The 14660-nt window shown below is 66.6% G+C and carries 15 protein-coding genes, 3 pseudogenes and 1 other annotated feature; of the genes and pseudogenes, 11 read left to right on the forward strand and 7 right to left on the reverse strand.

Features of this window, described 5'->3' with window-relative positions; genetic code table 11:
* The first annotated feature begins 238 nt into the window (after nt 1-238).
* The 4 genes from BLS97_RS17245 (at nt 239) to BLS97_RS24550 (ending at nt 4224) form a co-directional block, all read left to right on the forward strand.
* A complete protein-coding gene (locus BLS97_RS17245) occupies nt 239-799 on the forward strand; it encodes a SigE family RNA polymerase sigma factor (protein WP_090478158.1) in 561 nt (186 codons plus the stop codon).
* 463 nt (nt 800-1262) lie between these two features.
* Entirely contained in the window at nt 1263-1559 is a 297-nt protein-coding gene (locus BLS97_RS17250) for a hypothetical protein (protein ID WP_090478162.1), read from the forward strand.
* 464 nt (nt 1560-2023) lie between these two features.
* Nucleotides 2024-3796, forward strand: coding sequence for a pectate lyase family protein (locus BLS97_RS17260; RefSeq protein ID WP_157695487.1), 1773 nt, complete (start codon nt 2024-2026; stop codon nt 3794-3796).
* A gap of 116 nt (nt 3797-3912) precedes the next feature.
* Nucleotides 3913-4224: an oxidoreductase gene (locus tag BLS97_RS24550; RefSeq protein WP_407938063.1), complete on the forward strand. Its 312-nt coding sequence runs from the start codon at nt 3913-3915 to the stop codon at nt 4222-4224.
* Here the strand turns inward: BLS97_RS24550 and BLS97_RS17270 are convergent.
* Nucleotides 4139-5301 (reverse strand): IS3 family transposase gene (locus BLS97_RS17270; RefSeq protein WP_090482516.1). Its coding sequence is split into 2 segments (ribosomal slippage): nt 4139-5034 and nt 5034-5301, totalling 1164 coding nucleotides; the frame shifts between segments, so codons are not numbered across the junction. The two genes, BLS97_RS24550 and BLS97_RS17270, sit on opposite strands and share 86 nt — an antisense overlap.
* A 7-nt stretch (nt 5302-5308) precedes the next feature.
* Between BLS97_RS17270 and BLS97_RS17275 the strand changes: the two genes are divergently transcribed.
* Nucleotides 5309-6151, forward strand: coding sequence for an oxidoreductase (locus tag BLS97_RS17275; protein WP_090478174.1), 843 nt, complete (start codon nt 5309-5311; stop codon nt 6149-6151).
* Between the two features lie 142 nt (nt 6152-6293).
* On the opposite strand, the gene BLS97_RS17280 is transcribed toward BLS97_RS17275, so the two are convergent.
* Both BLS97_RS17280 and BLS97_RS23925 read right to left on the reverse strand, forming a co-directional pair.
* Complete coding sequence (locus BLS97_RS17280; protein WP_090482519.1) at nt 6294-7172, reverse strand: ZIP family metal transporter; 879 nt, start codon at nt 7170-7172, stop codon at nt 6294-6296.
* Between the two features lie 231 nt (nt 7173-7403).
* On the reverse strand, nt 7404-7589 hold the full coding sequence (locus tag BLS97_RS23925; protein WP_090478179.1) for a hypothetical protein: 186 nt from the start codon (nt 7587-7589) through the stop codon (nt 7404-7406).
* A gap of 32 nt (nt 7590-7621) precedes the next feature.
* On the opposite strand from BLS97_RS23925, the gene BLS97_RS17290 reads away from it, so the two are divergent.
* The 4 genes and pseudogenes from BLS97_RS17290 to BLS97_RS17305 all read left to right on the forward strand — a co-directional run bounded on the left by BLS97_RS17290 (nt 7622) and on the right by BLS97_RS17305 (nt 9260).
* Nucleotides 7622-7855: a dihydrofolate reductase family protein gene (locus tag BLS97_RS17290; protein ID WP_090478184.1), complete on the forward strand. Its 234-nt coding sequence runs from the start codon at nt 7622-7624 to the stop codon at nt 7853-7855.
* Between the two features lie 50 nt (nt 7856-7905).
* Complete coding sequence (locus BLS97_RS17295; RefSeq protein WP_157695488.1) at nt 7906-8574, forward strand: hypothetical protein; 669 nt, start codon at nt 7906-7908, stop codon at nt 8572-8574.
* A 25-nt stretch (nt 8575-8599) separates the two neighbouring features.
* A pseudogene (locus BLS97_RS17300) lies at nt 8600-8827 on the forward strand (peptidase); the annotation flags it as partial.
* A 202-nt stretch (nt 8828-9029) separates the two neighbouring features.
* Nucleotides 9030-9260: a Panacea domain-containing protein gene (locus BLS97_RS17305; RefSeq protein ID WP_090478195.1), complete on the forward strand. Its 231-nt coding sequence runs from the start codon at nt 9030-9032 to the stop codon at nt 9258-9260.
* Here the strand turns inward: BLS97_RS17305 and BLS97_RS17310 are convergent.
* Both BLS97_RS17310 and BLS97_RS17315 read right to left on the reverse strand, forming a co-directional pair.
* Nucleotides 9221-9490 (reverse strand): hypothetical protein, encoded by a 270-nt coding sequence (locus tag BLS97_RS17310; RefSeq protein ID WP_090478199.1) that lies wholly within the window; start codon nt 9488-9490, stop codon nt 9221-9223. The genes BLS97_RS17305 and BLS97_RS17310 overlap by 40 nt on opposite strands.
* A gap of 250 nt (nt 9491-9740) precedes the next feature.
* A pseudogene (locus BLS97_RS17315) lies at nt 9741-10103 on the reverse strand (ABC transporter permease); the annotation flags it as partial.
* A 296-nt stretch (nt 10104-10399) separates the two neighbouring features.
* Here BLS97_RS17315 and BLS97_RS23930 point away from each other — a divergent pair.
* Nucleotides 10400-11473 carry an ATP-binding protein gene (locus BLS97_RS23930; RefSeq protein ID WP_090482522.1) on the forward strand — a complete coding sequence of 358 codons (1074 nt, stop codon included), beginning with the start codon at nt 10400-10402 and terminating at the stop codon, nt 11471-11473.
* Between the two features lie 10 nt (nt 11474-11483).
* Nucleotides 11484-13037, forward strand: coding sequence for a recombinase family protein (locus BLS97_RS17325; protein ID WP_231988561.1), 1554 nt, complete (start codon nt 11484-11486; stop codon nt 13035-13037).
* Here BLS97_RS17325 and BLS97_RS17330 read toward each other — a convergent pair.
* Both BLS97_RS17330 and BLS97_RS17335 read right to left on the reverse strand, forming a co-directional pair.
* Nucleotides 13015-13221: a hypothetical protein gene (locus BLS97_RS17330; protein ID WP_157695489.1), complete on the reverse strand. Its 207-nt coding sequence runs from the start codon at nt 13219-13221 to the stop codon at nt 13015-13017. The two genes, BLS97_RS17325 and BLS97_RS17330, sit on opposite strands and share 23 nt — an antisense overlap.
* A gap of 177 nt (nt 13222-13398) precedes the next feature.
* A pseudogene (locus tag BLS97_RS17335) lies at nt 13399-14646 on the reverse strand (IS3 family transposase).
* Nucleotides 14235-14363, reverse strand: a sequence feature (AL1L pseudoknot). Its footprint overlaps the pseudogene before it by 129 nt.
* Nucleotides 14647-14660: the final 14 nt, after the last annotated feature.

Below are 14660 nucleotides of genomic sequence, written 5' to 3' on the forward strand. Positions count from 1 at the left end.
TCGTATGGTCACGGCCCGTTCAGGTCACAAGGTCAGGCGGCACGGACCTGGCCACCGCCGTACACGGCAGGGTGCGGGTCCTGAACCAGAAAGCAGCGGGAGGGAGCTGAGCCGCCCGGAGGACTCGAGTGCAACAGATGGGCCGCCGGCTGCGTGAGAGGGACGGAACGGATGCTCAGCCGAGGTTGGGTTGGATTAGGCGACCGTCGATGACACTGCGAGGGGAGGGCCCGCCACAGTGGGGCGAGCAGGTACGTTCGACGACTTCTTTCAGCTCCAACAGGCCGGACTCGTGCGGTACGCGGCCCTCCTGGCCGGCTCAACGGCACAGGGCGAAGATCTGGTGCAGGACGTTCTGGTCAAGATCTACCTGCGCTGGGACCAGCTCTCGGACGGAGAGGGCAACTTGCTGGCGTACGCGCGTCGCGCCGTCACCAACGAACACCTCTCCTGGCGTCGCCGATGGAGTACCAGGCACATTGATGCAGTCGGCGACCGCCTGCCGGACACTCCGGTTGATCCTTGGCTCGACGGTCCGGACGAGGAATTGTGGCAACGGCTGCAAGCTCTGCCCGCTCGACCACGCGCCGCGTTGATCATGCGGTTCTACCAGGATCTGACCGACTCCGAGATTGCCGAAAGCCTCAACTGCCGAACAGGAACCGTCCGGGCGCACATCAGCCGTGGACTAGCCGCGCTGCGCATCGATGGCGAACCGCCCCAAAGGCCAAGGCCGTCCAGTCGGAGCGTCGCACCCGCTGTAGCCGCCGACCCGAAGGGGCCCAGAGATGAACGATAGGCCGGACCGGCTCCGCGAGATGTTGCGGCGCCGGGGTGATCGCGTGCATTCCAGCCTGACAATCTCCGATATCCGGGACGCAGGAATGCGCAGCCACCGACATCCGATGCGCCTGCTCGGTCCGGTACTGGTTGCCGCGTCCGTGGTGATCCTTGTGGTCGCGGTCGCGTTGACCGGGCGGATGAGCAACCCCAGCACCCCACCTGCCAGTCCGGGACCGGTGCCGTCCGCCAGCCATCCCCTCGCCCCACTGACGACCGTGCACGGCAGTAGCCGCCTGTCCGCCTCGTCTCCTGCCGGGACAGACTCCGTACCGTCTCCCGTCACCACCATGTCGCCGAGCACACCGGTGCTTCCTAGCCATTGACATGTGGCCGACTGCAACAGGATCGGGCCGACCCGCGTGTAGTAGTCAGCGGGCGCAGAGCGCGAGACCCGCCGTTGAAGATGAGGGAGCATGCACATGATCACCACACGAGCGAAGATCACCGCGGGCGCGGCCACGCTGATCGTCGGTACCGGCCTGACCTTGGTCCTGCTGACCGGCAATGCCGGCGCGACCGCCCCGGCACCCACCCCGAACGAAGGTCAACCGAACGCAACGGCCGCCGCCCCGGCGGCCGAGCAGGCAGCACGAGGCAATGGCCCGGTGGTCCGGATCTCCAGCGTCGCGCCGGGCGTCAAGATCGCGGGAAATACCGCGGACAAGCCGACGGCGACCGTGTGGGCCACTCCACCAGCCGCACGACCGGGCAAGTAGCCGCAGTCAGAAGAGAACGCACCACAGAGTCAGCGGTGACCGGCCGGGGCCTGAAACGTCACTACTGCCCCGGTTGGTCCGGACTGTCGGTCGCGGAGGTGAACGACAGCGGAACCGTCTACGGAAGCGCACGCCGTGGGGGGATCGGTTGTACGCCGTCGTGTTTCGCTTGGCAGCTCGGCCGGGGCGGCGATGCCGGAACGGGATGTCCGACCGGAAGTTCCACGGGCGCCGCCGCGGCCTCCGTCGTACAGTTCCGGGGATCAGTCCTTTCCCGATTGGAGATGTCCGTGATCTTTGCGCGATCAGGGCGTGATTCGGCTACTTACCGCTTCCGGACCCGGCCGTCCAGCCTGGGGCGGGGCGCCATCTGTCTGGTTTCCGTGGCCCTGGCGACCGCCGGCGTGACGGGCGTCGCCTCCGCAACCCCGAGCCCCGCGGGGTCGACAGCTTCGGCCAGCTCGATGACATTGGGCCCCAATGTCATCGTCTTCGACCCGAGCATGTCCACGGCCCAGATCCAGGCGACGGTCGACGCGGTCGCCGACCAGCAGATGTTGAACCAGTTCGGAACCCAGCGCTACGCATTGCTGTTCAAGCCAGGGACTTACGGCAGCGTGGCCCAGCCCCTCAACTTCCAGGTCGGCTTCTACACCGAGGTCGCCGGGCTCGGCCTCAACCCCGACGATGTCACGATCAACGGTTCGATCGACGTCTACAACCAGGGTGACGGCTCTGGGGCGCTGGACAACTTCTGGCGTTCCCTTGCCAACCTGCATCTGGCGGTCACCGGTCCAGGTGGCAATCACAGCACCAACGGGTGCTACGCCAACACCGAGTTCTGGGCCGTGTCCCAGGCCTCGCCCGTGCGGCGGGTGGACATCACCGGCCACACCACGTTCATGGACTACTGCACCGGGCCGAACTACGCCAGTGGGGGCTTCGTGGCCGACTCCTCCTTCGGCAGCGACACGCCCGTCAACGGCAGCCAACAGCAGTTCTACGTGCGTAATAGCGCCATGGGCGGGTGGAGCAACGGCGTCTGGAATCAGGTGTTCTCCGGTGACCTCGGCGCCCCGGCCCAGAGCTTCGGTACGAAGAAGGCTGACGGCTCGAACGCAGACCCCTACACGACCCTGGCCACGACCCCGGTTTCCAAGGAGAAGCCGTACCTGTACCTGGACGCGGACGGGCATTACCGGGTCTTCGTCCCCTCGGCCCAGACGAATTCCAGGGGCACCACGTGGCAATCCGGCCAGACCCCTGGTCGCTCCCTCCCGCTGAGCAGCTTCTTCGTGGCCCAGCCCGGGGACTCGACCTCGAAGATCAACTCGGCACTGGCCCGGGGCAAGAACCTGCTGCTGACACCGGGCGTCTACCACACGGATCGCGCTATCGACGTCAAACGTGCTGACACCGTTGTCCTCGGCCTGGGCCTGGCGACCATCGAACCGGACGCCGGCAACATCGGGATGACCACCGCCGATGTTCCGGGCATCGACGTGGCGGGGCTGATCTTCGACGCCGGGGTCAAGAAGTCGTCCGCGCTCCTGCAGGTCGGGGATCAGCGTCACCACAGGGATGGCCACGGCAGCCTGCACACCTCCCGTTCGGCGAATCCCACCGCACTGCAGGACGTCTTCTTCCGCGTCGGCGGCGCCCATGTCGGTCGGGTGGAGACCGGTCTTGTCGTCAACGCCGACCACACGATCCTCGACGACATCTGGTCCTGGCGCGCCGACCACGCCCAGAACGCCAGCGACGTCGGATGGACCGTGAACACCGCCGACAACGGGGTCGTGATCAACGGCGACGACGTCACCGCCACGGGTCTGTTCGCCGAGCACTACCAGAAGTACAACGTCCTGTGGAACGGCCAGCGCGGCGAGACCATCTTCTTCCAGAACGAGTTGCCTTACGACGCACCGAACCAGGCCCTCTGGAGCCACCAGGGCGAGCCCGGCTACCCCGCCTACAAAGTCGCCGACTCGGTCCGGTCCCACGTCGCCTACGGCCTGGGCAGCTACATCTACACCAACGTCAACCCCTCACTGCATTCCGCGAACGGCTTCGAGGTACCCGACACTCCTGGAGTCGTGATGCACGACATTCTCACCATCTCGCTCAACCAGGCCGGAACGATCGACCACGTCATCAACGGAGTCGGCGCAGCGGTCACGCCGACGTACCAGGGCCCCAGCAACATCACCTTCTACTCCAATGGCACGAGCAACTGACCCGCTCGCGGCGCGCGGACCGGCGGGGCGGCGCTTGGGGCGCACCGAGGTTGCTGGCTTCCGGCTGTGGCCCGCGCCACCACGGTCTCTGGAATAGCGTGACGCGCCAGGTTGCTGTGGTCGATGGCGGGCAGCGCGCCGGCCTGGGGCTGTTGGTCACCGAGGGGACGTACCCCAGTACCGAGTCACGTGGCTATTCCGGCCAGCCGGGCATTGTCACCGCTGAACAGGCGGCCGGCTGGGCCCGGGTGGCCGGCGCCGTCCACGAGCAACGCGGAGTCGTCGTGATGCAGCTGATGAATGCCGGACGTGGCAGGTCCCCGTTTTGTGGGCCGGGCAGTGCTAGAGCCTTGGGGTTGATGGTTCGATCTCACAGCCCACCGGTTGGTGGGTGTGGGTGCACTGGGCACCGTACTCGGCGGGTGTGAGGTAGCCCAGCGCGGAGTGGCGGTGCCGATGGTTGTGGTCTTCCTTGAAGTCGCCGATGACCACTCGGGCTTCTCGGAGGTTCGTCCAGTGGTTGCGGTTCAGGCATTCCCTTCGGAGTCGGTTGTTGAATGATTCGATGTGCCCGTTGTTCCAGGGCGTGCCGGGCGGGATGTAGATCAGGCCGACCTTGTTGCGGCAAAAGTCCTGCAGTGCATCGGAGATGAACTCGGGGCCGTTGTCCATGCGCAGCACCTGGGGTGGGCCGCCGCACTCGTCGAACGCCTGCTGCAGGTGTGTGACCAGGCGGTCGGCGGTGATCGACCGCTCGACGATGTGCAGCATCGACTGCCGGGTGTGTTCGTCGATCATCGACGCGATCTTGATGGCCTTCCCGTCGACGGTCGAGTCGTATTGGAAGTCGATGGCCCACACCACCTTCGGCGCGTCCGCCGCGATCTGCGGGACGCTGTTGATGCCGACGCGTTTGCGGGGGTGGTAGATCCTCACCTGCAGTCCTTCGTCCATCCAGAGGCGGTGGACCTTTTTCTTGTTCACCTGCCGGCCCTCGTCGTGCCGCAACGCAGCCCAGGCTCGCCGGAACCCGTGCAGCGGGTGCTGGGTGGCGTAGCGGCGCAGCCAGGCCCGCAGGTCAGCGTCCGGGTCCGCGGGGGTTTGGGCGATCGGGCGGCGCTGGTAGGTGGACCGGTTGAGCCCAACAGCTTTGCACGCCAACCGCTGTGACAGCTTCATTGTGTCGATGAGCATGTCCACCGCGCGGCGTGCCACTGCCGGGCTCAGAATTTTCCCTTGGCCACCTCCCGCAAGGCGTCCTTCTCCAGCTCCGCTTCGGCCAGCAGCCGCTTCAGTCGGCTGTTCTGTTCTCGGAGGTCCTTGAGTTCTTTCGCGGAGTCGCCGTCCAACCCGCCGTACTGCCGGCGCCAGTTGTACAACGTCGGCGCCGACACCTCCAGCTCCGCGGCGACCTCTTCCATCGTCCTCCCCGCAGCGGTCAACTCATCCGCCCGGCGCAGCTTGCGAACAATGTCCTCCGCCGAATGACGCTTCCTACCAGCCATCCCGATCATGTCCTTCCTGCCCCTCACCTGGGGCAACAGGACTCTAAATCAACTCGGCCTCATCCACCGGGGACACGCCAGACGTGTCTCCCACCCGGACATCACCGGGACCGACCGGATCGTGGCCCCCAGCGCCGTCGCCATCGAAGGGGACGTTTACATGCCGACGGGAAAGGCGCCCTACCCGGTGCCGCACGCGCTGACGACGGCGGAGTTGTCCATCGTGCGGCAGGAGTTCGTGGACGCTGCCCGCCGGGCGGTCGACGCGGGCATGGACGGGGTGGAGGTGCACTCGGCAAACGGCTACCTGCTGCACGGATTTCTTTCGTCGGCGTCCAATCAGCGCACGGACGGATACGGCGGTGGGCCCGCCGAGCGCGCGCGGTTCGTGGTCGAGGTGACGGCAGCGGTCGCCGCCGAGGTCGGCGCCGGGCGGGTGGGCATCCGCATCTCTCCGGCCCACAACATCCAGGATGTCGCCGAGACCGACGAGGCGGATGTCGCGGCGACCTACCGGGCGCTGGTGGAGGGCTTGGCTCCGTTGGGCCTGGCCTACCTGAGCGTGCTGCACCGGGAACCCGATTCCGAACTGGTCCGTGACCTGGCGGCGCGTTTCAACGGCCCGATCATGCTGAACACCGGGTTCGGTGCAATGACAACGCGACAGGAGGCGCAGCAGCTCGTCGACCAGGGTCTTGCCGACGTGGTGGCCGTGGGCCGGGCGGCCATCGCCAATCCCGATCTGGTGGAGCGGTGGGCCGGCGACCACCCGGAGAACGAGCCGGACGTCACCACCTTCTACGCAGGCGGCGCTGATGGCTACACCGACTATCCGCGGTTGACCGCCTGAGCCCTCCAGAGTCCTATGGCGTGGAAGCCTTTCGCGACAGGCGGTGTGTCAGCGCTGGTTTCGCGTCTTTCGATCACGGTCATGACGGTGTTCGCGAACGCGTCCAAAGCCGCCTCGCAACTGGTCGTTTGCGACGGCCACTTCACGCCCCGCCGGCCGAGACGACGGCGTCGGTGATGAAACCCGCCAGAAGGCCGACCAATAGACCGTAGGCGACCAGGTCACTGCGTTTGGCGCGGGCGGCGACGCCGAGCAGTTGGACCATGACGTAAGCGATGGAACCGGCCGCCAAAGTCAGGAAGACGACGCTGACCGGTTCGGAGCTGAAGCTGTGTCCGACGGCGGTGCCGACAAACGTGGGGCCACCGCCGATGGCGGCCATACCGAGCAAGAAGCCCCAGCTGGGTCGGCCGTCGGAGCCGGCGGTGTCCGTGTCGGCGGTCAGCGGCGCGACGATGCCGAATCCTTCAGTGGCGTTGTGGAGAGCGAAACCGATGACCAGCACGGTGGCCAGGGTGATGGCACCGCTGGCGGCGGCCTGGCCGATGGCGAGGCCTTCGGCGAAGTTGTGCAGTCCGATGCCGACGGCGATCAGCAGCGACAATCGTTGCCCGGATGACCACCCGGCGATCACGGGCGTCTGTGTGCGTGGGGAGTGCTCGGACCGGGCCATGGCACCCGGTCCGCTGCGCTTGCCGCGTTGCCCGGCGCGGGCCATGTAGCGGTCGTAGGCCACCAGGCCAAGAAGACCCACGGCCAGACCACCGGCGAAGAGGCTGCCGTAGCCGGCAACGGGGCCCAGGCCGCCGTGACCGTCGTGGACGGCGCCGAGGGCGGCGTCGATCGGTGCCCACGCAGCGGACAGGACGTCCCAAAAAATGAACAGGAGCACGCCGACGGAAGTGGCGGTCAGTAAGACCCGCACCCCGGGTGCCGGATGTCGCAGCCGACCGACCGGCAGGCCCAGCAAGATGGTTGCGCCCGCGATCAATCCGAGCAGCAGCGTCATCGGCAAGTTCATACCCACCAGCATGACATGGATAGGTAAGGGAAACCTAAGGGTCGCCCTCGGGCCGGAACAGCAGCGCGAGAGGGCCCCGACAAATGGGGCGCGCCGCGCTGAGTCACGCCGAGGACGCCCATTGCTGGAGCCGGCGCTGCACGGATGGGCCGAATCGTCCTTCGGACAGCCAGACCATCCTTCCGCTCGGCGCGGTCCCGGCAGTCGAATCGAGCGGGCGCCAGTGGCGCGTCAGTCAACTTCGAAGCGACCGGCGGTGCGCTCTCGGCGGTGCCAGACGAGCGAAACACCGCTTTGAACCACGAGGGCCACGCTCAAGGTGAGCCACCAGATCTCCTGGAGGCCAAGCGATATCCCGGCCACAACCAGGACGATGTGAACGACCACACTGATCGACCAGAAGATCGTCCCGATCACCCTCGCCGGCCCAGATTGCGCGGTGGCAGTCGGTGGCGGGCAGGTCTTACGCCCAAACCATCGGGCTGGCTGGCCGGCTGGAGATCACCTGGGTCTCACAGTTCTTCGAGGATGCCGCGGTGAAGTTCCCCCTGGTAGAGCTGCGGACTTGGCAGTGCGTGGAGTCGACAGAACAAGTCGGGTACGCCTTCGCCAGCTACCGGCGCCGCGCCGCGTTGCCGGGCAAGGACCGGCGACTGGTCGACGCAGACCCGCAACGCGGGTGAACCCTGCCCTTCACGCTGCAAACCGGGTCTGCAGACGGGATCATCGGGAGATGTCGACGCCGCCTCCGCAGGTAACTCCAGCATTTGGTGACCCGCATTTCCCACTTGCGGCCGCCTACAACGCCATGATCGCTGAGCGTCATGTTCAGGAACAGGCCACCCGGCCCAACCCCGCCGTGTTGCAGGCGGAGCTGGCCCACGAGGCACAACGCCAGTACTTCCAATCCCTGAGCCTTCCACCACCGCCGAAGTCCGATAGCACCCTGGACATGCTGAGGGCGGCATCGCAGGGTTTCGCACCCCACAAGCCCAGTGGTGGGATGCTGCCGTCGCGTGACCTGCCGATGTACCGCACCGACGCAGGAGCGGCAGCTGGGGGCATCGAAATCGGTGCGGTGGTCTCAGCCGCTAGTTCGTCGGCTGGGGAGGCGGCGGAGCTTGCTGCGGCCGGCGCCGCGAAAGGCGTCGAGGCATATATGTTGGCGGGCCTGTCGGCCGCGGATGCGACGGCTGGCGACGCCCTGATGCAGATGGCTCGGCAGCGAATGGTCTACGACGTGGGTGACGGCGGAGACAGCCGGTGGCAGCTCTTGAACGAGTTGGTGACGCTCTACGGCCAGGCCGCGAAATATCACCTATCCAGCCGAGATCTTCGGATTCTCAACGTCATGAAGGGGAAATTGGCGCATGAGCTCATGAACACGGGCGGCGCGGGCTGAGGGCGGCAGATCCTGAAGACCGGTGCCGGGGGAGACGACTCAAGCCGCCACCGTCCCCTCGCTGCCCGAATACGCCGACGTCACCTCCGGATGCCTGCTGCTGCCGGGGATCCCATACCTCAGCCTGGAGCACCACGCCGGCTGGGTCGAGGCCGACCACAGCGGACAGGTCGCTTCCATGCGGGCCTGCTCCGGCATCGACCCGATGGACGACGCCGACACCGCGGTGCTGGCCCTGCTGCTGGCCGCCTGATGAACCAGCCACCGAACCGCCGTCCATGATCGACAAGCGATGCCGCGTTGCATCGGCGCACAAGCGGCACGATGCTGCTCGATGCACCGCACCCACGCACCCTTCATGCATGTCGGGTGCATTCTGCGGTGAGCGAGGTGAAGACCGCCGCGACGGCGCCCTATCCGGTCGACAGGCTCGACCGACGCCGACCGCGCTGGAGGTGGCCGACTACATCGTCGCCCAGTCCGATGCTGGCGGAGAGAGCATCGATCTGCCGAAACTGCAGGCCCTGCTGTACCCGTCGCAAGCATGCAATCTGGCCATCACCGGCCAGCCCATGTTCGACGAGCCGATACTGGCCAGCCCCGATGGCCCCTACATCGAGTCGGTCGCCGTCCGCTGGGCTGTGACTCAGAGGCCGGCGGTGAATTCCATGCCGGAGCGTGCCTGATTGGCGGCGTTGGTCGTGGTGAAAGCACGGGCCAGGGCTTTCTGCATGGTGGCGTCCGGACCGCTGTCGAGCACGACATGCACAGCCGGCCGCCGAGCCCGGATCTCCATGGTCAGACCAGCTCCGCCGAGCAGCACCAGAACGATTCCGAGTGGCCACGCTGTGAAGGCGAGCGCGGCTACACCGCCGATCAGCAGCACCGCATTCAGCAGCGTGTATAGACGGCTCATCTGCGTCCAATCCGATCTGAAGGTAAGGCTCTTCCGTCAGGGTAGACCGTGGCGACGCGGCGGGCGAGGAGGAATTGTTCGCAGCGACCGGTCGTGCCTGACGCGACAGCTCCAGGACGTTGCTCCGCCGCCGCGGCAGCCTGCGCGGTCAGGTCCGACTTCTTCCTCGCGTTCACAGCATCAAGCGTCGTAGTCACCACGGCACCTTTCCCGCCGGCCCACCAGGGCTCAGCGTGTCGGGGTTGCGTGTTCAGATGGCCCACAGGGCTTGGGTGGGTGACATGCGTGCTGCTCGTAGGGCGGGTAGGAGTCCGGCTGCGGCGCCGATGAGGACCGCGGAGCCGAGGCCGCCGGCCCAGGCGATGGTCGGTATGACGACGGCCCAGCCGCCTTTGGTTGAGGCGTAGATGGCGGTCGACAGGACGCCGAGGCCGACGCCGACGGCGCCTCCGATGAGTGCGAGGAAGATGGCTTCGGCGAGGAATTGGATGCGGATGTGGCCTTTGGTTGCTCCGAGGGCTCGTCGCAGCCCGATCTCGCTTCGGCGTTCTAGGACGGAGATGATCATGATGTTGGCGACTCCGACGGCGCCGACGAGCAGGGCGACGGCCCCCGAAATGGACGCCGGTGAGGCCGCGGACCGTCGGTGAGTCGTCCGGCGACGGGTGTCGCTAGCCACAAGCGTTCTGACCGTGGGCGGGCCCGGACCGGGCTGTCGGTGGCGCCGGACCCGAGGCCGCCACACAGCAATTCGCCAGCGCCTCCGTGGTCCACGGGCACGGCTTGTCCCCAGGCCGTGAGTTGTCCACATTCTTTCGATCCGCGGTGTTGCCGGCGGCAGGACGCGGCATTGTCGGTGCAGTCGTATGGGTTCTGGTTCGGTGCGGGTGGCTGTGGGGGGTGATGGGTGTGGCGTTGGCGACGACGTGGGCGGTGGCGCTGTCGGGGGTGTCGGGCGAGTTGGTGAAGGTCGAAGCGGATCTGGCCAATGGGTTGCCGGCGACGACGGTGATCGGGTTGGGCGACGTGGCGGTGACGCAGGCGCGGGATCGGGTGCGTTCGGCGGTGGTGAACTCGGGTCATCGGTGGCCGGAGAAGCGGATCACATTGGCGTTGTCGCCGGCGGCATTGCCCAAGCGGGGAGCGGGTTTCGACCTGGCGATGGCGGTGGCGGTGTTGGCGGCGGCGGAGATCATCCCGATCCATGCGCCGGGTGAGTTGGTGCTGCTCGGCGAACTGGGCTTGGACGGGCGGGTGTTGCCGACCAGAGGGACGTTGCCGAGTTTGCTGGCCACGAAGGCGGCGGGTCGGGCGGCGGCGATCGTGCCGGCGCCGAACCTCGCCGAGGCGGTGCTGGCCGGTGGCGTGCAGGTGCGTGGCGTGAGTTGCCTGGCCGATCTGATCGGCTACTTCAACGGGGAGCCGGATCGGTTGCAGTTGCCGCGGCCTGGTGTCGAGCCGGAGCTTCCGCCGATGGCCGACATGGTCGATGTGTTGGGGCAGCCGGAGGCCAGGGCGGCGTTGGAGTTGGCGGCGGCGGGCGGTCACCACCTGGCGATGATCGGACCGCCGGGGGCGGGCAAGACGATGTTGGCCGGCCGGTTGCCGGGTCTGCTTCCGAGGTTGGATCAGGAGTCGGCGCTGGAGGTCACGGCGGTGCACTCGGTGGCTGGGCAACTCGATGACGACGGGCCGTTGATCACCCGGCCGCCGTTCGTCGCACCGCATCACTCGGCGTCTCTGGCCGCGCTGATCGGCGGCGGTTCGTCGTTCATCCGTCCCGGCAGTGCCAGCCTGGCCCACCGGGGTGTGCTGTTCCTCGACGAGTCGAGCGATGTAAAGTACACCCATGACGAACCAGTTGTCGGATGGCACGGTCGAAGGTGTGACGACAGACCCGGAGACCGGGGAGGAGCGGTCGTTTCTGCGCCGGCCGGGGCGATTGATCCGGACGGTGTCGTATCCAGCTTTCCGGGGCTATGACCGAGCGACCGTGAATGCGGGGAGTAGGCCGATCTGCCTGTACCTGCGTCTGTCCAAGTACCACAAGGACGGCCAGGACGCGATCGAACGGCAGCGGATCGACCTGACCCGCAAGTTGGCCGCCGAGGGGGGCTGGACGGTCATGGGTGAGTACGTCGACAATGACTCCGCGAGCGCTTCCGCAGTGCGGACCCGCAAGGGCTGGCATGCATTGAACGTCGACATCGACGCCGGTCGAGTAACTGCAGTGGCATTTTGGAAACTTGACCGCACCAATCGGGTCGCCTCGCGGTGTATCGAGTGGATCGGGCAATGCCAGACGCGCGGCGTGACACTGGTGTCGCACCAGGACGCCTCCGATGAGCTGAACACAGCAACCGCTGGAGCAAAGCTCATTACTGGAATCAAAGCACTATTGGCCGAGGTCGAGACGGACACGATGAGCGAGCGCCAGCGCGCTGCCAAGGCCCACGCCGCTGAAGCGGGCTTTCACCACGGCGGGAGACGCCCGTTTGGGTGGATGCCTGGTCACCGAGAGACCGACGCATTGGGCCGTAGCGGGGTGCGCTTGGTGCCCCACCCTGTGGAGTTCGCGGCGCTGCAGGCTGCAGTGCCGATGGTGCTGGCGGGCTCGGGCCTAATGAGCGTGTCCCGTCACTGGATGGACGAGTTCGGGATCACGACCGCGGCCGGGATGCCGATGTACGAGGCCAGTGTGTATCGAGCGCTTATCTCGCCGCGGATGGTCGGTTATCGGATGCGGCAGGTGCCCGAGCATCAACGCGGCGTCCAGATCGATCTGCTCAATCATATTGCACGTGACCAGTCTGGGGAGCCGGTGATCGGGCAAGAGCCGGTGTGTGACCGGCTGACTTGGATGCGAATGTTGCGCGCACTTCAGGCAGCCTCGACGTCGCAGACGCGAAGGCCGTGGGGGTCGCACGAATGGCTCCTGACAGGGCTGATGTTCTGTCAGTGCGGCAACCGGCTCTATGGTCACCAGAAGAACTACAAGCACGCTGACGGGTCGAACGTGCGCACGTATGTGTATCGGTGCCACGCCAACCTCCGCAATGGTGCCGGCACATGCGCCAAGGCCGTTGCCGTGCAAGCGGATAGGGCCGAGGCTTTCGTGGAGGGCTGGCTTTTCGCGTATCTGTCCGACGAGCGGCTGGCCAAGGCCCGCGCCGAGGCTGCGGCTGCCCGGCAGGCCAGCAACCCCAACAACGGGCTGGTTACCGACCTGGACACGGCCCGCGCGGAGCGTGACGCCTTGTTGAGCCAGCAGGGCAGCCGGGAATACAAGGGCGCGATGGTCAGTGTGCTGGTGGGGCTGCTGGCGGAGGTTCAGGCTCGCATTGACAAGCTCGAGGGTCGTCTGGATGCCGTTCAGATCGATGATCTGCCGGTGATCTTGCAGGCGGACCTTGCCAGCCGCTGGCCGGACATGGATCTTGGCCAACGACGTCGGCTGCTGGCGCGGGTCATTGAGCGGATCGACGCGCAGCCCGGCCGTGGGCCGGTGGCTGACCGATTAAGCGTCAGCCCGCGCGTACGACAGTGACCGAGGTGCTCTGGTGCTGCAGCGCTGCCTGACCGGTGGTCGGCGAGATGGATATCTCGAGGATAGAAACGACGTCTCGCGCGAGTTCATCGGGCAACGGCCCGTCGAGCTGCGCGGCGGCTTGGCCGGCGACCCAGCCGGCCAAGTAGTCGTCGCGACTGTCCGCTGCGACAAATGCAGGCACGGTGGGACACCGGCGATCCAACCTTGCGTAGGGGGCGCGGATGGCTCCCGTTCCGATGGCTGGGACGGCGGCTTGATGGAGGTCGTCGGTCGGTTGCTGCACTTCGAATACACGTGGTTTGGTTTTGGCGAATGTGGACGCCGCTCGGGAATGAACCACCCCGGCATGTCCGGACACCTACGGGTTTGAGAGCGCAGCGGTTTGCTGGGCTCTGATTTGAGCGTAGTGGGCCTGCTCGAGTTCGACCGGTGGGAGGTCGCCGTTGTGCTCGTACAGGCGGCGGTGGTTGAACCAGTCGACCCATTCCAGGGTGGCGACTTCGACCTGCTCGACGGTCCGCCCGGGCCGCGGGGCTTGATCAGCTCGGTCTTGTAGAGCCCGTTGATCGTCTCGGCCAGAGCATTGTCGAAACTATCCCCGGTGCGACCAACGGAGGCGTCGATGCCGGCGTCGGCCAGCCGCTCGGTGAACGCCACAGACGTATATTGAGATCCGCGGTCGTTGTGGTGAATCAGCCCCGAAAGGTCCTGCACCCCTTCACGTTGCCGGGTCCAGATCGCGTGCTCGATGGCGTCCAGGACGAGTTGCGCGGTCATCGTGGTCGCCGATCGCCACCCCACGATCCGACGGGAGTAGGCATCGATCACGAACGCCACGTACACCCACCCGGACCACGTCGAAACATACGTGAAGTCGGCCACCCATAGGCGATCTGGCGCCTCCGGGTCGAAATGACGATCCACCAGATCACTGGCCCGTTGCGCTTGCGGGTCGGCGATGGTGGTGCGTTTGACCTTGCCCCGACGAGCCCCGACCAGACCGAGCCGGCGCATCAGCCGCTCCACCGTGCACCGGGCCACCGCGGTGCCTTCCCGGTTCAGCGTCAACCAGACCTTCCGCGCCCCGTAGACGCCGTAGTTCTCCGCATGCACCGCACTGACCTGCGCGGACAGCGCCTCGTCCCGGACAGCGCGGGCGGAGGGCTGCTGGTGGGTGCGGTCGTAGTAGGTGGACGACGCGATCTTGCAGCCGTGCTCGGTGAGCACCCGGCAGATCGTCCCGACGCCGTATTCCGCCTTGTGCTGATCGATGTAGCTGATGATCACTTCTGTCGGCGGTCGAGCTCCGCCGCGAAAAAAGTTGACGCCGACTCAATATCTCGTTGGCCCGCTTCAACTCTCGGTTCTCCGCCCGCAACTTCCGCAGCTCCTCCGCCGCCTCGGAGGACACCCCCGGCCGTTTGCCGGCATCGACCTCGGCGCGGCGGACCCAGTTCTGCACCGTCTGCGCAGTCCCGATCCCCAACTTCGCCGCGACCGACTCCACCGCCGCCCACTCCGACCCATGATCGGACCGGATCTCCGCCACCATCCGCACCGCCCGGTCCTTCAACTCGGCCGGGCACCGCTTCGACGTACTCGCCATGACTCCATCTTTCC

Source organism: Nakamurella panacisegetis (assembly GCF_900104535.1).
GTDB lineage: Bacteria > Actinomycetota > Actinomycetes > Mycobacteriales > Nakamurellaceae > Nakamurella > Nakamurella panacisegetis.